The sequence below is a fragment of the Staphylococcus sp. FSL W8-1268 genome (assembly GCF_038003965.1).
GTDB classification, from domain to species: domain Bacteria; phylum Bacillota; class Bacilli; order Staphylococcales; family Staphylococcaceae; genus Staphylococcus; species Staphylococcus hominis.
Genome location: NZ_JBBOQE010000001.1, coordinates 1443932 through 1466435 on the forward strand (window position 1 = coordinate 1443932; position 22504 = coordinate 1466435).

General features: G+C 32.6%; 18 protein-coding genes. All 18 read right to left on the reverse strand.

What is annotated here, in order from left to right; translation table 11 throughout:
- Positions 1-11: 11 nt before the first annotated feature.
- The 18 genes from rnjB to pyrH all read right to left on the reverse strand — a co-directional run bounded on the left by rnjB (position 12) and on the right by pyrH (position 22377).
- Positions 12-1685: a ribonuclease J2 gene (gene rnjB / locus NST64_RS07330; protein ID WP_049418179.1), complete on the reverse strand. Its 1674-nt coding sequence runs from the start codon at positions 1683-1685 to the stop codon at positions 12-14.
- 204 nt (positions 1686-1889) lie between these two features.
- Positions 1890-3986: a polyribonucleotide nucleotidyltransferase gene (pnp, locus tag NST64_RS07335; RefSeq protein ID WP_002455408.1), complete on the reverse strand. Its 2097-nt coding sequence runs from the start codon at positions 3984-3986 to the stop codon at positions 1890-1892.
- 135 nt (positions 3987-4121) lie between these two features.
- Entirely contained in the window at positions 4122-4391 is a 270-nt protein-coding gene (rpsO, locus tag NST64_RS07340) for a 30S ribosomal protein S15 (RefSeq protein WP_002448819.1), read from the reverse strand.
- 110 nt (positions 4392-4501) lie between these two features.
- Positions 4502-5473, reverse strand: coding sequence for a riboflavin biosynthesis protein RibF (gene ribF, locus NST64_RS07345; RefSeq protein WP_002448787.1), 972 nt, complete (start codon positions 5471-5473; stop codon positions 4502-4504).
- Between the two features lie 17 nt (positions 5474-5490).
- Positions 5491-6408 carry a tRNA pseudouridine(55) synthase TruB gene (truB, locus tag NST64_RS07350; protein WP_002455410.1) on the reverse strand — a complete coding sequence of 306 codons (918 nt, stop codon included), beginning with the start codon at positions 6406-6408 and terminating at the stop codon, positions 5491-5493.
- Positions 6409-6619: 211 nt separating this feature from the next.
- A complete protein-coding gene (gene rbfA / locus NST64_RS07355; protein ID WP_002448740.1) occupies positions 6620-6970 on the reverse strand; it encodes a 30S ribosome-binding factor RbfA in 351 nt (116 codons plus the stop codon).
- 94 nt (positions 6971-7064) lie between these two features.
- Complete coding sequence (gene infB, locus NST64_RS07360) at positions 7065-9161, reverse strand: translation initiation factor IF-2 (RefSeq protein ID WP_107632278.1); 2097 nt, start codon at positions 9159-9161, stop codon at positions 7065-7067.
- 4 nt (positions 9162-9165) lie between these two features.
- Positions 9166-9483 carry a YlxQ family RNA-binding protein gene (locus NST64_RS07365; RefSeq protein ID WP_002448860.1) on the reverse strand — a complete coding sequence of 106 codons (318 nt, stop codon included), beginning with the start codon at positions 9481-9483 and terminating at the stop codon, positions 9166-9168.
- Positions 9480-9764 (reverse strand): RNase P modulator RnpM, encoded by a 285-nt coding sequence (rnpM, locus tag NST64_RS07370; RefSeq protein ID WP_002448835.1) that lies wholly within the window; start codon positions 9762-9764, stop codon positions 9480-9482. Before rnpM ends, NST64_RS07365 begins: the two co-directional genes overlap by 4 nt.
- A 29-nt stretch (positions 9765-9793) precedes the next feature.
- Positions 9794-11020, reverse strand: a complete 1227-nt coding sequence (nusA, locus tag NST64_RS07375) for a transcription termination factor NusA (RefSeq protein WP_002448783.1) — start codon at positions 11018-11020, stop codon at positions 9794-9796.
- A gap of 20 nt (positions 11021-11040) precedes the next feature.
- Positions 11041-11508, reverse strand: coding sequence for a ribosome maturation factor RimP (rimP, locus tag NST64_RS07380; protein ID WP_002448726.1), 468 nt, complete (start codon positions 11506-11508; stop codon positions 11041-11043).
- Positions 11509-11653: 145 nt separating this feature from the next.
- On the reverse strand, positions 11654-15964 hold the full coding sequence (locus NST64_RS07385; protein ID WP_340731180.1) for a PolC-type DNA polymerase III: 4311 nt from the start codon (positions 15962-15964) through the stop codon (positions 11654-11656).
- 168 nt (positions 15965-16132) lie between these two features.
- Complete coding sequence (locus NST64_RS07390) at positions 16133-17833, reverse strand: proline--tRNA ligase (protein ID WP_002488658.1); 1701 nt, start codon at positions 17831-17833, stop codon at positions 16133-16135.
- Between the two features lie 16 nt (positions 17834-17849).
- Positions 17850-19136 carry an RIP metalloprotease RseP gene (gene rseP, locus NST64_RS07395; RefSeq protein WP_002488698.1) on the reverse strand — a complete coding sequence of 429 codons (1287 nt, stop codon included), beginning with the start codon at positions 19134-19136 and terminating at the stop codon, positions 17850-17852.
- 205 nt (positions 19137-19341) lie between these two features.
- Complete coding sequence (locus NST64_RS07400; RefSeq protein WP_002448762.1) at positions 19342-20124, reverse strand: phosphatidate cytidylyltransferase; 783 nt, start codon at positions 20122-20124, stop codon at positions 19342-19344.
- A 3-nt stretch (positions 20125-20127) separates the two neighbouring features.
- Positions 20128-20898 (reverse strand): isoprenyl transferase, encoded by a 771-nt coding sequence (locus NST64_RS07405; protein ID WP_002448749.1) that lies wholly within the window; start codon positions 20896-20898, stop codon positions 20128-20130.
- Positions 20899-21083: 185 nt separating this feature from the next.
- A complete protein-coding gene (gene frr / locus NST64_RS07410; protein ID WP_002448791.1) occupies positions 21084-21638 on the reverse strand; it encodes a ribosome recycling factor in 555 nt (184 codons plus the stop codon).
- A 16-nt stretch (positions 21639-21654) separates the two neighbouring features.
- Positions 21655-22377, reverse strand: a complete 723-nt coding sequence (gene pyrH, locus NST64_RS07415; RefSeq protein ID WP_002448742.1) for a UMP kinase — start codon at positions 22375-22377, stop codon at positions 21655-21657.
- Positions 22378-22504 lie beyond the last annotated feature (127 nt).

Sequence of the window (22504 nt, forward strand, 5' to 3'; positions counted from 1 at the left end):
ATGTATGTCTCTTAAATTTCAGAAATAACTGGAATAATCATTGGGCGACGTTTTGTACTTTCAAATAAAAGCTTGCTAATTTGGTCGCGCATATTTTGTTTAATTTCAGACCACTCAATGCGTTTTTCTTGTAGTCCAACTTCCACAATTTCTCGAACTTTATCTTCTGCTTCTTTCATTAATTCTTCACTTTCACGTACGTAAACGAATCCGCGTGATTGAATTTCAGGTCCAGCAGCTATACGTCTATTTTTAGGGTCTAATGTTACTACTGCAATAAAGATACCATCTTCTGCAAGAAGATGACGATCTCTTAACACAATATTTCCAACGTCTCCTACACCTATACCATCGATAAGAATATTACCTGAATTTACTTTTTCATTTAATACCATGTGTGAGCCATCAAAATGAATCACATCACCTTTTTCGACAAGGAAAATCTTTTCAGGTGCAACACCTGCTTCATTTGCTAATTTTGCATGAGCAATTTGCATTTTAAATTCACCTTGAACAGGAATAAAGTATTCAGGTTTCATAATATTAATCATCATTTTTAATTCTTCCATACAACCATGACTAGAGGCATGAATTTTTTTATTATTTGGAATAATATGTGCACCTGCTCGAACAAGTTCATTTAACGTATTGGCTATAATAACTTCCATATTTGCTGAAGCAGTGATGGCTAAGTAAACTGAATCGCCCTCTTCAATATTTAAAATTTTATGTTTATGTTGGGCCATTTGACTTAACGCTTCAATAGGTTCGCCTTCCATACCTGTTGCTATAATAACGACTTCATTTTTAGGATAATTTTCAACTTCATTGATTGGAAGCAATAAATCTTTAGGAATATCAAAATATCCCATTTTTCGTGCAGTATTAAATGAACTTTCAAGAGATTTTCCTAAGAAAGATACTTTACGATTTAATTTACTAGCAACATTTAATACTTGTTGAATTCTAATAAAATTCGATGCATAGCATGAAACAATTAAGCGTCCTTTTACTTTAGCAAATGCATCATAAATATGCGATTCTATGACATTTTCTGGAGTATTATAACCAGGTTTTTCTGCTTCAGTTGAATCACTAATCAAAGCAAAAACACCTTCTTCTCCGATTTCAGCCATGCGTTTCATATCAGGAGCATAATGCCCTTGTAAACTTTGGTCAAATTTAAATTCACCTGTATATACAATTGAACCGTATGAAGTATGAATACAGATACCTAAACTATCTGGAATACTATGTGATGTATTAAAGAAAGTAATATTGACGTTTTTAAATCTCATCACTGAATCATGATTCACAGTATAATATCGTACTTTTTTCTTTATATTTCTTTTTTTGATACTTTCTTTAACTAAAGCTAAAGTAAGTTTTGATCCATAAATTGGTGCATCAACTTGCTCTAAAATATAACTCACTGCACCAATTGCATGTTCATGGCCATGGCTTAAAAATATCCCTTTTAATTTATCTTTGTTTTCTACTACATATTGGATGTCAGGAATAACAATATCTACTCCTAACATCTCATCTTCAGGAAACATTAATCCCGCATCTAACATAAACATCTCATCGTCTACTTCGACGATATACATATTTTTAGCGATTTCGCCTACGCCCCCAAGTGGAATAATGCGAATATCGTCATTCTTTTTCTTTACTAAACTCAAAATGTTACCTCCTATAATTAATTCCCGTCCATATAAACTCATAATTTATTATAATTTAATTTACGAAGGATGTACACTATTAAAGTGTGTTGTAACTAAGGAGTAAAAGACCTTTAATAAAAAATATATACTTTCATAAAACCCTTCTTTATATATATAAAGAAGGTTAGGACTTCATTTTGTCCTAACCTTAACTTCATCCATTTATTCATCTAAAACTTTATGAGACGCATTTACACGGCCTTGTTTATCAATTTCTGTAATTTTAACTTCAATCGTATCGCCGATTTTTAAAACGTCTTCAACTTTATTTATTCTATCTTTAGAAATTTGAGAAATGTGTAATAAAGCATCTTTACCTGGGAATAATTCTACAAAAGCACCATATTTTTCAATACGCTTAACTTTTGCATGATATACTTGACCCACTTCAGCTTCGCGTGTAATTTCATTAATAATTTCTCGAGCTCTATTTATCATTTCTTGATCAACAGCGCCAATAAAGATAGTACCATCTTGTTCAATATCTAACTTAACGCCAGTTTCGTCAATAATTTCATTAATTTTTTTACCACCCGGACCAATGACATCACGAATTTTTTCAGGTTTGATATGCATAATTTCTACCTTAGGTGCATATGCACTTAATTCACTACGTGGTTGATCGATTGTTTGTAACATATGATCCATAATAGCTAAACGACCTTGACGAGCTTGTTCAAGAGCTTCTTCAATCACTTCACGTGTTAAACCATCAATTTTGATATCCATTTGAATCGCAGTAATACCCTCTTTAGTTCCAGCAACTTTGAAGTCCATATCACCTAAGGCATCTTCCATACCTTGAATATCAGTTAAAATTGTATAACTGTCTTCACGAGTGACAAGACCCATAGCAATACCGGCTACTGGAGCTTTAATAGGTACACCAGCATCCATTAACGCTAATGTTGATCCACAAATTGAAGCTTGTGAAGATGAGCCATTTGACTCTAATACTTCACTCACAATACGAATTGTGTAAGGAAACTCTGTAGTGTCAGGAATGATATATCTAAGTGCTCTTTCACCTAGTGCACCGTGACCAATTTCACGACGACCTGGCGCTCTTACTGGACCCGTTTCACCTACTGAGAAATTAGGAAAATTATAGTGGTGCATAAAACGTTTTTCAATTTCAGGTCCTAATCCATCAATAAGTTGATAGTCTCCTAATGCTCCTAAAGTAAGTACAGATAATGCTTGAGTTTGTCCACGGGTAAACAATCCAGAACCATGTGCACGTGGTAATAAACCAACTTCTGATTCAAGCGGACGAATTTCATCTGGTTTACGTCCATCAGGTCTAATTTTTTCATCTGCAATTAATCGACGAACTTCTTCTTTTATTAAATCATTTAAGATTGCATATACTTCATCGATAAGCAACTCATTTTCTGGGTCCGCTTCGTCTACAAATTCAGTAGCGATTTCTGCTTTAAGTGCATCTAAATTTTCATCACGTTGTTGTTTGTCAAACGTTAATACAGTTTCTTTTAATCCTTTTTCTTCCGTTAAAGATTTTACTCGTTGTACTAATTCTTCATCACGTTCAACGGGAATAAATTCTTTTTTTACAGGTTGAATATGCTCAACAACTTCTTCTTGGAAAGCAACTAAGCGTTTTATCTCTTCATGACCAAAGAAAATCGCTTCAAGCATTTCTTGTTCTGTAATTTCACTCGCACCTGCTTCAACCATATTTACAGCATCTTTATGACCAGCAACTTCTAAATCTAAACGAGATACTTCTTTTTGTTCAAGTGTTGGATTAATCACGTATGTTCCATCAATATATCCTACATTAACACCGGCAATTGGTCCTTGGAATGGAATATCAGACACGCTCAATGCCATTGACGATCCAATCATTGCTGCCATTTCTGGGGAGCAGTCTGGGTCCGCACTTAATACAGTATTCATAATTTGAACGTCATGTCGATAACCTTTAGGGAATAATGGTCTAATTGGTCTATCAATTAAACGTGCAGTAAGTGTCGCTTCATCTCCAGGACGACCTTCGCGTTTTTTAAATCCACCTGGAATTTTACCAGCCGCATACATTTTTTCTTCATAGTTAACTGTTAAGGGGAAAAAATCACCATCACGTGGCTCTTTAGAAGCAACTGCTGTAGATAATACAACAGTATCACCATAACGTACTAAAACTGCACCATTAGCTTGTTTCGCTAATTGACCTGTCTCAATCGTTAACGATCTTCCAGCCCATTCGGTTTTGAACACTTTCTTTTCTTGAGACATTATGAATCTCCTCTCTGAAATCTAATACTTACATCATATCATTTATTTATATATTTTTATATTAGTGTTTATGATAAAAATACAAAAAAGGAAAGTACCAATCTAAATGGTGCTTTCCCTTCAATATATTTAAAATTAACGACGAATACCTAATGATTTAATTAATTCACGGTAACGTTGAATATCTTTACTACGTAAGTAGTTTAATAAATGTCTACGACGACCAACCATTTTTAATAATCCACGGCGTGAATGGTGATCTTTTTTGTGTTCACGTAAGTGTTCATTTAATGCAGTGATTTCTGCAGTTAAAACAGCGATTTGTACTTCTGGTGAACCAGTATCTGTTTCGTGTACACGATATTCTTTAATAATTTCATTTTTACGTTCTTGAGTAATAGCCATAATTAAATTCCTCCTAATTTTTGTTTACACCTTAATCTGAGCAAGGCGTCGGAGTTTCAACCTGCCAAGATAAAGGATTCAATAGTAATAAGTTTTTCAAAAACTCAACTTTAAATATTATACGATACATCATCACCAAAATCAACTGCTAAAAGATATTTTGCACGTTCTTTATCATCATTCATTTGACTGACTAAAGCATCTATACCATCAAATTTTACCTCTGGTCTTAAATAATGGTGCCAATATACGATTACACGTTCTCCATAAATATTTTCTTCAAAATCAAAAATATTCACCTCTATCACCACTTCTGCTTTAGATGGATCGTGGAATGTCGGCTTAACACCTACGTTAGCTACCCCACGATATATTTTGTGTTCGGCACCTATTTCAATACTTACCGCATATACCCCTTTTTTAGGAAGTACATAATCATCGCTAGGTTGGACATTAGCTGTTGGAAAACCGATTGTTCGACCTCTTTTTTCTCCTTGAACAACTGTACCTTTAATTCGATATAAATAACCTAATTCATCATTAGCTTTTTGTAGATTGCCTTCATGTAACGCTTGTCTAATTGATGTTGTTGAAATTTTTTCAGAATCTAAATCTAATTTACCGACTATTGTAGTATTAAATTCATCTATTTCATTTAACACGGCCATATTTCCTTTACCAAATTTACCAAATGTAAAATCAAATCCTGCAACAACTTCTTTAACATGATTATTAATAATATAGTCTTTGATAAACTCTTCAGCTGTGACGTTAGCAAAACGTGATGAGAAATTGATAACAATACAATAATCAATATCATGCTGTTCTATCATTTCTAATTTATCAGATAGTGGCGTTAAGTAATCTGTACGTTTACGTTCAGGATTTAATACTACTGATGGATGCGGATCAAATGTTGTTACTGCCTTTTTTAAATTTTTTTCTTTTGCACGTATATCTAATGCTTCAAATACTTTACTGTGACCACGATGCATACCGTCAAAAAAACCAAATGCCATTGCAACATCTTCTTTTATGAGTTGTTCATTTTGTATTGGATGTGTTATTTCTATCACTTTCATATCAATCAAAGGCTCCTTTAATTAAATACTTTTTTAGGCTTTATTTCGTTAATTTTGTCAGGATGATGTTCATAAATGGCTAATGCTTTTTCACTTATCTTATCAATAAACACAAATTGCTTTTCTAATGATAGAGTAAAATCTTTTTTTAGGAGTTTTTGACCATTTAAGATTCTATACTTTAAAGTGTCATCATCAATGACTACATGTTGTAAACTTTTCAAACCATATTCTATAGGAAATAGATAATGTTGTAATGTTTCATGCTCATGTAATTCAGAAATTTTTTCAAGTGATAAACTCTCATTTATATTAAATCCACCCGAATTTATACGAGTTAACAACGACATATGAGCAGGATAGCCTAAAGCTTTGCCAATATCTGTTGCTAACGTTCTGATATAGGTACCTTTTCCACACGTTACTTTTATATCAAAATGACATGTTTGTTCTATAAATGTTAAATCAGATATTCGTTCAATTTCATCAATTTTAACTTGTCGTTTTGGCCGTTCAATAGTTTCTCCTTTTCTAGCATATTCATATAATTTTTTTCCATTTACTTTTACAGAGGAATACATTGGAGGAATCTGCTCTATTACTCCTTTAAATTCTTCTAAAACACGATCAACTTCTATAGAAGTAATCGTATTCGCCGCTATATTTACTTTTTCTATTACTTCTCCAGTTTGATCTTCAGTTGTCGTACTTTCACCTAATGTAATGGTTGCTTGATAAGATTTCCCCATATCCATGACATAGTCGCTCACTCTTGTTGCTGTCCCTATACAGATAGGTAGTACACCTGAAACTTCAGGATCTAATGTTCCAGTATGACCTATCTTTTTAGTTTTTAAGATTTTTCTAAGTTTAAATACAACATCATGACTGGTTAAACCACGCTCTTTATACACTGGTAATATACCGTTGTACATTTTTTCACACCCTTTAGTTTATTATGTCTCACTATGTATTATTAAATCATCTAATGTCTTATCCATGTTTTATCAGTATTAATCATATAAAAAGGAGTAGGACTGAATTCATGTAAATGTTATCGTCCTACCCCCATTATATGTTACATCTAAATTTCTTTTTCTGAAGTTATTTGATTGAATGTCACTGATTAATAACAATGATAAAGTATTATTTATCTTGTTTGTGTAAATCTTGAATCATTTTTTCAATTTTATTACCGTATTCAATTGATTCATCATATTCAAAGAATAACTCTGGTACTATACGTAATCTCATTCTTGAACCTAGCTCAGATTTAATGAATCCTTTTGCTTTATCTAAAGCTTTAAACGTATCATTAACTTCCTTTTTATTGCCAAGCACTGTTAAAAAAACTTTGGCTTGTGATAAATCATTTGTTAATTCAACGTCAGTAATAGTAATAAATCCTACTCTTGGATCTTTAACTTTATTATTAATGATATCCATAACTTCTTTTTTCATTTGTTCGCCAACACGTTCAGCTCTCATATTACTCATGGATATGTCACCTCTTTATTATTTAACATATATTTAGAAAAGAAGGCTAAAGTGGCTACCTATATCATATACACTTCAGCTCTTTACAAATGAGTTATCTTTCAATTTCTACCATTTCGAATGCTTCAATAATGTCACCTTCTTTAATGTCATTAAAGTTTGCAATTGTAATACCACATTCGTAACCTTGTGATACTTCTTTAGCGTCATCTTTAAAACGTTTTAACGTATCAAGTTCACCTTCGAATTGAACGATACCATCACGAATGACACGTACGCCTGCGTTACGAGTGATTTTACCTTCAGTTACGTAACTACCGGCAATTGTTCCAACTTTTGAAACTTTGAATGTTTGACGTACTTCAGCTTGTCCGATAACTTGTTCTTCAAATTCAGGATCTAATAAACCTTTCATCGCTGATTCAATTTCTTCTATAACATTATAGATGACTCTATGAAGACGCATATCAACATTTTCAGCTTCTGCTGCACGTTTCGCACCTGCATCAGGACGTACGTTAAATCCAACAATAATACCATTTGAGGCATTAGCTAATGTAACATCTGATTCATTGATTGCCCCTACAGCTGTATGAATAATACGAACATTTACGCCTTCAACATCAATTTTCATAAGAGATGCAGCTAAAGCTTCTACAGAACCTTGTACATCGCCTTTAATAATGACATTAAGATCTTTCATTTCGCCTTGTTTCATTTGTTCGAATAAATTGTCTAATGAAACATTTTTGCTTTCTTGACGTTGTTGAATCACATTTGCTTCATGACGAGCTTCACCAATACGACGCGCTTGTTTTTCATCTTTGAAAATAACGAAGCGGTCACCTGCTTGAGGTACATCGTTAATACCAGTAATTTCAACCGGTGTAGAAGGCCCAGCTGTTTTGATTCTTTGACCCAAATCATTTACCATAGCTCTTACGCGACCATACGTATTACCAACTACAATTGAATCACCTACATGCAACGTACCATTTTGAACTAATAATGACGCAGCTGGTCCACGTGATTTATCTAATTCTGCTTCAATAACAGTACCTACTGCTTGCTTATCAGGATTAGCTTTTAATTCTTGTACTTCGGCAACTAAACCAATCATTTCTAATAAGTCATCAATACCATCACCATTTAATGCTGAAAGTGGTACAAAGATTGTGTCGCCACCCCAATCTTCTGGAATTAAACCATATTCAGTTAACTCTTGCATCACTCGGTCTGGATTTGCAGTTGGTTTATCAACTTTGTTGACCGCAACAATTGTTGGTACATCCGCTTCTTTAGCATGGTTAATTGCTTCAATTGTTTGAGGCATAACGCCATCATCTGCTGCTACTACTAAAATAGTGATATCTGTTACTTGAGCACCACGTGCACGCATTGTTGTGAAAGCTGCATGTCCAGGTGTATCTAAGAAAGTAATTTTTTTACCATTATTTTCAATTTGATATGCGCCAATGTGTTGTGTGATACCGCCTGCTTCTCCTGCTGTTACTTTAGTATTTCTAATTGAGTCTAGTAATGTTGTTTTACCATGGTCAACGTGTCCCATAATTGTTACAACTGCTGGTCGTTCAATTGCATCTGGGTCGTCTTCTTCATCATCAAAATAAGTTGTTAGGTCTTCTTCATTAACAACAACTTCTTTTTCAATTTCAACACCATAATCATCTGCGATAAGTTCTAATGTTTCTTCATCTAATGATTGGTTAATGTTAGCAACAATACCTAATAAAAATAATTTTTTAATAATGTCAGATGATTCGATATTTAATTTATCAGCAAGTTCTCCTACTGTAATACCTTCCTCGTACGTGATTTTTGAAGGCATTTCTTTGGGTTCAGTAGCAGGTTTGTTATTCTTACCTTTTTTATTATTTTTGTTGTTTTTATTGTTTTTGCTATTTTTATTGTTTTTTTTCTTTGAATTAGATTTGTTTTGATTATTATCTTTTTTATTTTGCTGTTTTTGGTGATTATTTTGAGTGTTTTGTTTTTTATTTTCTTCATTTTTTGATGATTTGAACTTTTTATTAAGCATCTTAATTTGGTCATCTTCTAATGCTTGCATGTGATTGGATACTTCAACGTCCATTTTCTTTAACTCATCTATAATCTCTTTACTTTTAACATTTACTTCTTTCGCATATTCGTAAATTCTCTTTTTACTCATATAATCACTCCTTACAATATTCATCAATCATCGACATAAGTTTTTTGGCAAAACCTGAATCTGTTACGCCAACATTTACACGTTCTTCTTTGCCTAATGATTGTCCTAATTCTACTCTCGTACCGAAAACTCTAAATGGAACATGATATGTGTCACATTTATTCTTTATATTCTTTTTAGCGTTATCTGAAGCATCAGTAGATAAAATCACAAGCTTAATATTACGTTTTTTTATTTCTGATATGAGTACTGATTCTCCAACTTTAACTTTTCTAGCTCTCATCGCTAAGCCTAAAAAATTAAATATCTGTTCTTTTGTCATTTAGGAATCTCTTCTCTATAAATTAATCGAATTACTTCTTTATATACAGGATCTAATTTTTCAGGACTTTCATTAAAATATTTCTCGAGTACACCATTTTTTTGAGCATCTTCTACGCTTTTAACATCTTTTGAAACATATGCACCTCTACCTTGTTGTTTTCCAGTACCATCAGCGAAAATTTCGCCTTCTTTATTAATTACTACTCGAATCATGTCTTTTTTAGGACGCATTTCATTCGTGATGATGCATTTGCGCATTGGAATTTTCTTCTTCTTCATTTACTACTCACCCCACATGCTTAAACGTATTAATGTTCTTCTTTATTATCTGAAGCGTCTTGTGCTTCATTTGAAGTTTCATCAACTTCCGCTGATAATTCAGTTGTTGTTAAGTTTGTTTCTTCTAAATTGATGTCATCAATTTCAATATCTTTATCTTCAGAAAATACTATTTCATCAGCTTTTTCTTCAGATTCAATTATAGGATAAATTCCTGCTTCGCGAGCATCTGTTTCAGATTTAATATCAATTTTCCATCCTGTCAGTTTGGCAGCTAAGCGCGCATTTTGTCCTCGTTTACCAATAGCTAATGATAATTGATAATCAGGTACTACCACTACAGTAGATTGGTTATCTTCATCAACAATAACTTCTAAAACTTGTGATGGGCTTAAAGCATTACGTACAAAAACGTTTGGATCTTCATCCCATTGAACAATATCGATTTTTTCCCCACCTAATTCTTCAACAACCGCTTCAACACGTGAACCTTTTGCACCTACACAAGCTCCCACTGCATCTATATCTGGATTTTCAGAGTATACACTAATTTTAGAACGATCTCCTGCTTCACGTGCAACTGATTTCACAATAACAGTTCCATCATAAATTTCTGGGACTTCTTGTTCAAATAAACGTTTTAATAAACCCGGATGACTTCTTGACACATAAATTTGTGGACCTTTTGTTGTTTGCTCTACTTTATTAACATAGACTTTAATTCTTTCATTTGGAACGTATGTCTCATTAGGACTTCTTTCAGCTTCAGATAAAACCGCTTCGATTCTACCTAAATTAACATACACATATCGATGATCAACACGATCAATCACACCTGTTAAAATATCTTCTTCTTTATCAATAAACTCAGAGTATAAAATTTCTCTTTCAGCATCTCTTAAACGTTGCATTACTGCTTGTTTAGCAGCCTGTGCACCAACACGACCAAAGTCTTTAGGTGTGACATCTTCTTCGTAAATATCACCTATTTCATAAGCAGGATTTTTAACTAAAGCAGTGCTTAAATCAACTTCTTCACGATCATCAAATACTTCTTCTACAACTTCTTTACGTGCGATGACTTTAAATGTGCCTTCATCCATATTTAATTCTACACGAACGTTTCTAGCACTATCATAATTTTTCTTATATGCAGTAATTAAAGCTGCTTCAATTGCATCAATCAAAACTTCTCTTGGAATTTTCTTTTCCTTTTCTAAGTATTCAGTTGCTAATAATAATTCATTACTTGCCACAATTATTCCTCCTCATCACGTTAAATCATTACAGCGTGACGTGCTTTTGCAATTTTATTTCTTGGTATCTCAATTGTTTTTTTCTTTGATTTTTCTTTAACTTCCATAGTTATTGTGTCATCATCGACAGACTTCAGAATGCCTAACCATTCTTTATCACCTTCAATTGGCGCATAAAGAGATACAAATACAGGTTGCTCTATCGCATTTTGATAATCTTTTTCTTTTTTTAGTGGACGTTCAGCTCCAGGTGAAGCTACATCAAGATAATACATTTCAGGAATAGGATCATTTTGATCCATTGCTTCACTTATTTTTTCAGAAGCAAGCGTACAATCATTTAAATCTACGCCACCTTCTTTATCAATAGAGATTCTCAAAAAACGATCTTTGCCTTCTTTTGCATATTCAACATCAACTAATTCAAAGTTTAAATCATCTAAAATGGGAGTAATGATAGTTTCTACTTCTTCAGTAATTTTACTCATACAGGCCTCCTTTTTTGGCAAATAGAAAAGAGCGGGTATATGCCCACTCTTTCTGCCTGAGTCTAAATTTTTACACAAATTAATTATAACATACTTTATATACTTAAACAAATGAAGCTACTATTAATACATCTAAGTTCTCCATTTACATATCAAAAATGGACAACTGTGCTTTATCTGGTAAATCTGGTAATGAACCTAAATCATCAAGGTATTCAATAATTTTTTGAGATAAACCTGCTTTTTTATTAAGGTCTTCTTTGGATAAAAACGGCCCGTCTTCACGTGCCTCAACAATACGTTTAGCTACATTTTCCCCTAATCCTGGCACAGCAATAAATGGTGGGATCAATGTATCATCTTCAATAATAAAATCAAAAGCTTGACTTTTTTCTAAGCTAATCGGCTGCATTTTAAACCCACGATGTGCCATTTCATTCATTATTTCTAATACTGTTAATACATCTTTTTCTTTTTTTCCTAAATCCATATAACGAGAATACATATCTTTAACTGTGTTCTTAATACTTTCTTTATCTTTAATCATTGTAATTAAATCAAAGTCTGATGCACGAATTGTAAAATATGCTGCATAATAGTATAACGGATGATGCACTTTAAAGTATGCAATACGTACAGCCATAAGTACGTAAGCAGCTGCATGAGCTTTAGGGAACATGTATTTAATTTTTAAGCATGAATCTAAATACCAATCAGGTACATCATTCGCTTTCATCGCATCTATCATTTCATCCGTAAGTCCTTTACCTTTACGCACAGACTCCATTGTTTTGAAGGCCATTGATGGTTCAAGTCCAGCATACATAAGATATACCATAATATCGTCACGACAACCAATTACACTAGATAAATCGCAGATGCCTGAGCGAATTAACTCTTGCGCATTACCAAGCCACACATCGGTACCATGTGATAATCCTGAAATTTGTACAAGTTCAGAAAATGTTGTTGGCTTAGTGTCTTCTAACATTTGACGAACGAAACCTGTACCAAATTCAGGTACACCAAATGTGCCTGTCTTACATAAAATATCCTCTTCTGTTACACCTAAAGAGGCCGGACTACTAAATATTTGCATTGTCTCCTTATCATCAACAGGAATCGTTTTAGGATCGATACCCGATAAATCTTGTAACATACGTATCATTGTAGGATCATCGTGTCCAAGTATATCAAGTTTTAACACATTATCATGAATCGAGTGGAAATCAAAGTGTGTTGTCATCCAAGGTGCACTTTGATCATCTGCTGGATATTGTATCGGTGTAAAATCGTAAATATCCATATAATCAGGAACTACAATAATTCCTCCTGGATGCTGTCCAGTTGTACGTTTAACACCTGTACACCCTTTGACAAGTCTATCGATTTCCGCACCACGTTTATGAATACCTTGGTCATTTAGATATCCTTTAACGAAACCAAATGCCGTTTTTTCAGCCACTGTACCAATTGTACCTGCTCGGAATACTTTATCTTCTCCAAAAAGTACTTTCGTATAGTTATGGGCATGCGGTTGATATTCACCACTAAAGTTCAAGTCAATATCTGGCACTTTATCTCCTTTAAATCCTAAGAAAGTCTCAAATGGAATATCTTGACCTTCTTTAATTAATTCGCCACCACATGTTTCACACGTTTTATCAGGTAAGTCGAAGCCAGAACCTACCGATCCATCATCAAAAAATTCACTCGTCTTACAATGTGGACATATATAGTGTGGAGGGAGCGGATTCACTTCTGTAATCTCTGTCATTGTTGCAACAAAGCTCGAACCTACAGAACCACGTGACCCTACCAAATATCCATCATCTAATGATTTTTTAACTAACCGTTGTGATATGAGATAGATAACTGAAAAGCCATTACCAATAATACTATCTAATTCTTTTTCGAGACGATCAATTACAATTTGCGGTAAGTCATCACCATACAATTTTTTTGCATTTGTATAGCTTAATTCACGTATTTCTTCATTAGCGCCCTCCATACGTGGTGTAAATAATTGATCTTTAATTGGAATGACTTTCTCAATTCGGTCTGCTAATTCATTCGTATTTTTAACAACAATATCATAGGCTTTATCTTCTCCTAAGAAATGAAATTCACCTAACATTTCATCTGTTGTTCTAAAATGTGCTTCTGGAAGTGTGGAACGATTTAATGGATTACCTGGTTGTGATGCAATTAAAATTTTACGAGCAATAGCATCATGCTCAAATAGGTAATGAGCATTACCAGTAGCTATCACAGGTATTCCTGTACTTTCTCCCGCTTTTAAAATACGATCATATATTTCATACAATGTTTCAGTATCACGAATTAATTCACGATCGATTAAATCTTGATAAAGTTTAGGTGGTTGTACTTCTATAAAATCATAATACTTTGCTATTTTTTCAACTTCAGATTGATCACGTTGCATCACAGCTGTAAATAATTCCCCTTCATCACAAGCTGTACCAACTAAAATGCCTTCTCGATATTCATTTAATAATGATCGTGGAATTCTAGGTGTTCTATAATAATATTTTACTAAAGAAGCACTTACGATTTTAAATAAATTCTTAAGTCCATCTTGATTTTGAACTATGAGTGTGACATGGGTTGGTCGTGCACGTTTATAGGCATCTTCATTTGATAATTTTTTATTAATATCTTTATGATTAGCCACACCTAATTCTTTCATTTGTTGAACCATTTTAATGAAAATATAAGCTGTTGCTTCAGTATCATAAATCGCTCTATGGTGTTGAGTGAGTTCAACGCCATATTTTTTAGCTAAGAAATTTAACCCATGTTTACCATATTCAGTGTTAATAGTACGTGATAATTCAAGGGTATCAATCACTCCATTAGTTGATGGACCAAAACCTAATCGTTCGTACCCTGTATCAATAAAGCCCATATCGAATGAAGCATTATGCGCTACAAAAATCGCATCTCCTACCCATTCCTTAAATTCTGTTAGTACTTCTTCAATTTCTGGTGCATCCACTAGCATGTCATCTGTAATGTGTGTCAGATTAATTATTGTTTCTGATAATTTTTCATGTGGATTACTAAATCTTTCAAATTTATCTATAATTTCGCCATCTTTAACTTTGACAGCAGCAAGTTCAATAATTTGATCATATTGATTAGATAAGCCTGTTGTTTCGACGTCAAACACTACATATGTCGCATCTTTTAAATTTCTATCGGTCGGTTTATAGGCAATAGGCACACCATCATCGACTAACATGCCTTCCATCCCGTAAATCATTTTAATTCCATTTTTTTCCGCTGCACTGTGAGCATCAGGAAAAGCTTGAACCACGTTATGGTCAGTAACAGCTATTGCTTTATGTCCCCATGCTGCAGCCTGATTAACATACGCACTGATGTTTGGAATACCATCCATTTGACTCATTGATGAATGTAAATGAAATTCAACACGTTTCTCTTCTGCTTTATCTTGTTTAGGTGTCTTTTTGATTTCTTCAATATCTGACATCATCATGACTAAATCACGGACAAATGTATCTTCTTCTATACGACCTTGTGCACGCACCCATTTACCTACACTTAAGGCTTTAAAGTGATTTAAATCATCCTTATTTTTTCTAGTAAACATTTTTAATACTAAAGAATCTGTATAGTCTGTCACTTTAAGTTCAACGATGTGACGTCCACTTTTTAGTTCTTTAATATTAATATCAAAAATAACCCCTTCAATGGCTACTTTAAATTCTTCTTCAATAATTGTTTCAATAGGTTTAATATTTTCAACGTGAATGGGCTTTCCTATTTGACATTTTTCAACACTACTACCGTTATTATCTTGTTGTTTTGCTTTTTCAGCTTTTATTTTTTCAATTTTTTCTGTAGCTTCTTTAGCACTTTGTTGATCTTCTTCTTGAATATGGGCCTCTAATGAAGCAAGATCTTCATCTCTATTCGAATCGTCAGTTTCAAATATTACTTTATCTATATCAAAGCCACATTTTTGAAATGCTTTTACTAAACTACCATTACATACTTTATCAAAATGATTTCTTTCAATATCATTTGAAGTCATTATTTTTAAAACATTGCCTGACATAATTAAACGTTTTTGTTTAAGTTGACCCTTCACTTTTGGTGATAAAGCTGTGTGTTCAATACAATGTCCAAAATATTTAATCACATGTTCATCTTGATTCGATGTATTTTGAATTGTAAAATGCCAGTCCACATGTGCAATATCTTTAAACTCTTCTTTAATTGCATGAGTAAAGATTAAATAATCTTCATTTGAAAGAAAATAAGGTAACGTAATCTGAAATTCCCAACTTCTATTTTTATTTGATACATCTATTCGTGTGAGTTCACCTTTTTCAAGTATTTCTTTATCCAATTGATTTGAAATCTTAATTTGATCGGCAAGTACTCTAAATTTTTCCTGACTTGTCATTGCCACAAAGAATAACCACCTTATTTCGAACTTATCATTTACTTTAAAAAACTTGATTTATATTATACTACTTCCACATTTATTTTTCATGATTACAGTTTAACTAATAAAAACAATAAAAGAGGTTGGAAACAACAAAATGTTCCAACCATTTTTATTCATGTGTACCTATAGTTTTTCATAGAGTGAAGCAATGTGATTGTCTAATTCATTAATATGAACTTCTTCACTTTCACCCGTTTGACGCACTTTAACTTCAACAATGCCTTCACTTGCATTTTTACCTACAACAATTCTTATCGGTAAACCAATTAAATCAGCATCATTAAATTTAACGCCTGCACGTTCTTTACGATCATCATAAAGTACATCATATTTAGATTGCAATTCTGAGTATAATTTATCTCCTAATTCAAGTTGTTCTTCTTTTTTAGGATTGATTGTAATTAAATGTAAATCAAATGGAGTGACTGACTTTGGCCAAATAATACCATTTTCATCATTATTTTGCTCAACAATCGCACTTAATGTTCTAGACACTCCGATACCATAGCAACCCATAATTAAAGGTTGAGCTTTACCTTGATTGTCTAAAAATTTAGCATTCATTGCTTCAGAATATTTCGTTCCAAGTTTAAATACTTGTCCAACTTCAATACCTTCTGCAAATTTTGCATTTCCAGAACCATCACTTAATGGTTCACCTTCTAAAATAAATCTAAAATCTCCGTATTCATCGATATTAAAATCACGCTCAACATTTGCATTAATATAGTGATAGCCATCTTCATTAGCACCTATCACTATGTTATTTAAATCTTTAACAAAATTATCAGCAATAATTTTAATGTCTTTATTATGAATAGGTCCTAATGAACCAGGATTTGCTCCAAGTAAATTTACAATTTCATCTTGAGTCGCCATTTCCACACTATCAGTTTCAAAGTATGCTTTCACCTTCACATCATTGAGCTCATGATGACCTCTTACTAAGAACATCATGAATTCACCATCCACTTTGAAAATCATTGTTTTTACAATTTCATCAATTGGACGATTTAAAAAGTCAGCTAATTCTTGAGCTGTTTTAATATTTGGTGTTTCTATTTTCTCTAGTGATTTAATGTCTGTATGTTTCTCATTGGGATAATACTTAACTTCAGCTTTTTCAATGTTTGCTGCATAATCACTATTTTCACTATACACAATCGTATCTTCACCAATTTCACTTAAAGCCATAAATTCATGTGTATGATGACCACCAATAGCACCAGAATCAGCTACTACTGGACGCGCGTTAATTCCAACACGTTTGAAAATACGACTATAAGCATTATACATATCTTGATACGTTTGATCTAATGATGCTTCATCAGCATGGAAAGAATAAGCATCTTTCATGATGAATTCTCTTCCACGTAATAAACCAAAACGTGGACGTTTTTCATCACGGAACTTAGATTGAATTTGGAATAATGTTAATGGTAATTGTTTATAAGACTTTAATTCGTCTCTAACGATAGAAGTCACTACTTCTTCATGAGTAGGTCCTAAAGCAAATTCTCTTCCATTACGGTCTTTTAATCGCATTAATTCAGGACCATAAGCCCCCCAACGTCCTGACTCTTCCCAAAGTTCTGCTTGCTGTAATGCTGGCATTAAAATCTCAACTGCATCAATATTTTCCATTTCTTCACGAATGATTCTAGAAATATGATTTAGTACACGTGTTGCTAATGGTAAATAACTATAAATACCACTTGTGCTTTGTTTAATTAAACCTGCTTTTAATAACAACTGATGACTTAAAGCCTCAGCTTCAGAAGGGACTTCTCTCATTGTTGGTATAAAGACTTTCGATTGTTTCATTTTTTATCCTCCTAAATTATAAGAAATAACGTTGTATATCATTCCAAGTGACTAAGACCATAATAATCACTACAAATATAGCTCCAACAGCAATAATTGCAGTTTCAGCTCTTTTATTTACTGGTCTTCTAAATATCGCTTCATAAATAACAAATAAAATTCTACCACCATCTAAAGCTGGAATAGGTAATAAGTTCATAATCCCTAAGTTAACACTCAACAATGCCGTATAGTATGTTAATGCAATAATACCTTGTTTTACTACAGAATCTACATTGTGATAAATACCAACTGGACCATTTAACATGTCAAAAGTAAAGCCACCTGTAAAAATACTTCCAATCATTGTTCCAACTGCTTTAAAAATAAGTACACTTGCATCAAAAAATTGTTGTACGCCTAATGCTAATGGCTTAAATAGTGAATGTTCATTCGCAGGTTGAAAACCTAATACATAAGAAGTTTTAGAATTTAATTTTGTTTGTTTAATCACTTGTTTTTTAGGTGTAACATCTAGTGATTTGGTGTGACCATCTCGTACAATTTTAATTGTTGTTTGATGGTCTTTCGTTTTATTAAGTGCATTTTGAATATCGCTAAAATCGTTAATTTTATAGTGTCCAACTTGAACAATTTTATCTCCAGGTTTTAATCCAGCTTCTTGTGCTGGATAATGGTCTGCTAATTGTTTTACCGTAGGGGTAGGCGTACCTTGATAATAAGCTAAGCCAATAAACAGTACGAGAGCTAAAATAAAGTTAAATAATGGGCCCGCAAATAAAGTTAAAAACTTAGGTAATGGTTTTTTATGTGTAAATTGACGATGCCTTGGTGCAATTTGAATTAAACTACCATTTTCAACAAAATAAGCTTTTTTAGCAATATTAAAATGATGTCTTTCATTATCATATGCTGTAATACCTTCAATATATAAATCATCTTTAAAATCACATCGTTTAACTTCAATCGCTTCAATTTTTTGGAATTTATGTTGATCATCTAAAATAATATGTGTAATTTCATCTTGTTCATTTAGTTTTATTTTAACATTCATTCCTGGCTGAATTGGTGGTTCTTCTAACCCATCTCCTGCCATTCTTACATATCCACCAACTGGAAGTAAACGTATTGTATATAACGTTTCATCTTTACGAAAACTGAAAATTTTGGGTCCCATTCCAATCGCAAATTCTGGACACATAATACCTGCACGTTTTGCAAAAAACATATGTCCATATTCATGTACTGTAACGAGTACACCAAATACGATAATAAATGAGACGATTGTGATTAAGTAACTCACTTACAACACCTCAATTAATTTTAATATTTAAATTATCTAGATTATAAGATTTTAAATTTTATAATAATTCCTAGTATAAAAAAACAGTTTTAAAAAAAGAGCTATAAAGTACACGATTGTATAATATTAATCAAATGTGAACTCAATAACTCCTCAATTATATCATTATATGCTTTTCATAAATAAATAAAACATTAATTTTTTATTACATTTGTAGTAATAGAATGTTTAACAGTGGTAAAACAAACATAAAGCTGTCAAATCTATCTAAAATACCACCATGTCCTGGCAAGATTCTGCCTGAATCTTTAACACCAAAATGACGTTTAAAACCAGATTCTACTAAGTCACCTAATTGACCAAATACACTTAAAATAATTGTAATTAATAATAACAGCCAAATATTCAGATGAAAATCTACAAAAAACATCATTACAAGTGGAACAATTAAACTACAAATGAGTCCTCCAATAAAACCTTCAATCGTTTTATTTGGACTAATCACTGGCCATAATTTGTGTTTTCCCATTAATCGTCCAAATATATATGCGCCAGTATCTGTTAACCATACGATCAAGAATGCAAAAAGTATATAATGTAAACCATAAGAACGTGTAGCGTAAAAATACATAAATCCTATTCCAACGTATGCTACAGACATTAAACAAAATGCAGCGTCCATAAAGCTAAATCTATTTTTCGAAAGTACAGTATAACTTAATAGTATGAAGCTCATTGCAATTAAACTTTTTAATTGAACATCACTCACCCAATCTCCGGCAGACTGAGGAAGCATAATAATGATAAGCGCTAAAGCACTAAAACTACCTGGAATTGATAAAAATGTAATCATATTCATATTTAACAATTCTTTTAAAGCAATTAGCGCCAGCAAATAAGCAAAAAGCATTAAAACAGTTCCACCTTTTAATAATATAGGTAGAAAAATAAGCAATGCTATAATCGCGGTCAATGTTCTTACTTTCATAATTTACTCCTCACTTAATCCTCCAAAACGTCTTTGGCGAGATTGATATATTTTTATACATTGTTTTAATTCTTCACCATCAAAGTCTGGCCATAACTTCTCATTAAAAATAAATTCACTATACGAAGCTTGCCAAATTAAGAAGTTACTAAGGCGTTGTTCTCCAGATGTACGTATTAATAAATCTGGATCTGGATATGGATGGGTCATTAAATGTTTGGAAATCATCAATTCATCAATATCATCACTGTTTTGACCATTACGTTGAAGTTCATCATAAATTGATTTCATACTTTGAACAAGTTCAGCTCGTCCACCATAATTAATGGCAAATACTAATTTCAATCCTGTATTATTTTTGGTTTTTTCTTTAGCATAATTAATTGCCTCAATTGTTGATTGAGGTACTGCATCTAAAAAACCAATAGTTTCTATCTTAACATTTTTCTCTATAAGTTCTGGTAGAAATGTTTTTAAGAAATTCACAGGTAAATTCATGATATAATTAACTTCACTTTCAGGTCTTGACCAATTTTCCGTTGAAAAAGCGTATAAAGTTAAATATTTAATACCTAAATGACTTGCTTGACGTGTCACTTTTTTTATGGTTTGCATACCTTCATAGTGACCTTTAATTCTAGGCATTTTACGCTTTTTTGCCCAACGACCATTTCCGTCCATGATAATTGCTATATGTTCAGGTAAATTATGTATATCTAAATCATCATTTTGATTGATTTTAGTCTTATTTCTTTTTATTAGCTTTCTAAACATGGTCTTTCCTCCGAGCCTGATCATTTCTGTTATATTATATAGGTTATTTAAGAAATCATCTATCATTTTATCATACTAAATAATGGCATTGAATAAGCAAATTAAAAAACTGTACCAAAGTCTGACTTGGCACAGTTTAGACTAAAACAATTTATAATCTTGTCATAGAAGAGTATGATGAAATATTAAACAGACATAATATCTTTTTCTTTTTCATCAACTAAATTATCAATTTCTTTAATTGAATTGTCTGTTACTTTTTGAACATCTTCTGTTTGGCTTCTTAAATCATCTTCAGTAATGTCTCCATTTTTTTCGTCTTTTTTCAATTGATCATTGATATCACGACGAATATTACGGATTGAAACTTTTGAATCTTCACCGATTTTTTTAACATTTTTAACTAATTCTTTACGGCGTTCTTCAGTTAAAGCAGGAACAGTGATACGAATAACTTCACCGTCACTAGTAGGGTTCACACCTAGATTAGCAGCAATAATCGCTTTTTCAATATCAGCTACAGATGTTTTATCATATGGAGAAATGACAAGTAAGCGTGCTTCAGGCACGTTTATACTCGCTAACTGTTGAACTGGTGTTGGCGCACCATAATAATCAACATTTACTCCATTTAATAAATTAGAATTCGCTCTACCCGCACTAATATTAGCTAATTCACGTGATAAATTTTCAATTGATTTTTTCATTCTAGATTTTGTATCTTGAATTATCTCACTCATACATTTACACCTCTAATTATTTAGTAATTAATGTACCAATTTTTTCGCCCATAACGGCACGTTTAATATTGCCTTCTTCCATAATAGAGAATACATTTAATGGAATGTTATTATCCATACAGAATGAAGAAGCAGTTGAATCCATAACTTGCAGGCCTTCTTGTAACATTTGAATATGTGTTAGATGATCATATTTCACAGCATTTTTATCAATTTTTGGATCGGCAGAATACACACCATCAACATTATTTTTACCCATTAAAATGACATCGGCCTCTACTTCAGCTGCACGTAGTGCTGCAGTTGTGTCAGTAGAGAAGTATGGATTACCAATACCAGCTGCAAAAATAACTACGCGTTTTTTCTCTAAATGTCTAATTGCACGACGACGAATATAAGGCTCAGCAACCTGTTTCATTTCAATTGAAGTTAATACTCGTGTATCACAATCTAATTGCTCTAAACTATCTTGTAATGCCAATGCATTCATTACAGTAGCAAGCATGCCCATATAATCAGCTGTACCACGGTCCATGCCTAAATCGCTACCTGTTTTACCTCTCCAAATATTACCGCCACCAACGATAACCGCTATTTCACAATTCATTTTAGCTACTTCAGCGACTTGTTTTGCTACACTTTTAATGATGATAGGATTGATACCAAAACCTTTTTCACCTGCAAGTGCTTCACCACTAAGTTTCAGTACTACACGTTTATATTTAGAAGTATGCGCCATTATTTTTTCCTCTCTATGATTAATGATATGTAATATATACAAGTAAAGAAGACACTAATGGTCTTCTATAATAAAAGAATTTTATTATATAGAATCCTTAAAGGTGTCTTCTTTCTTGTTAGAATAA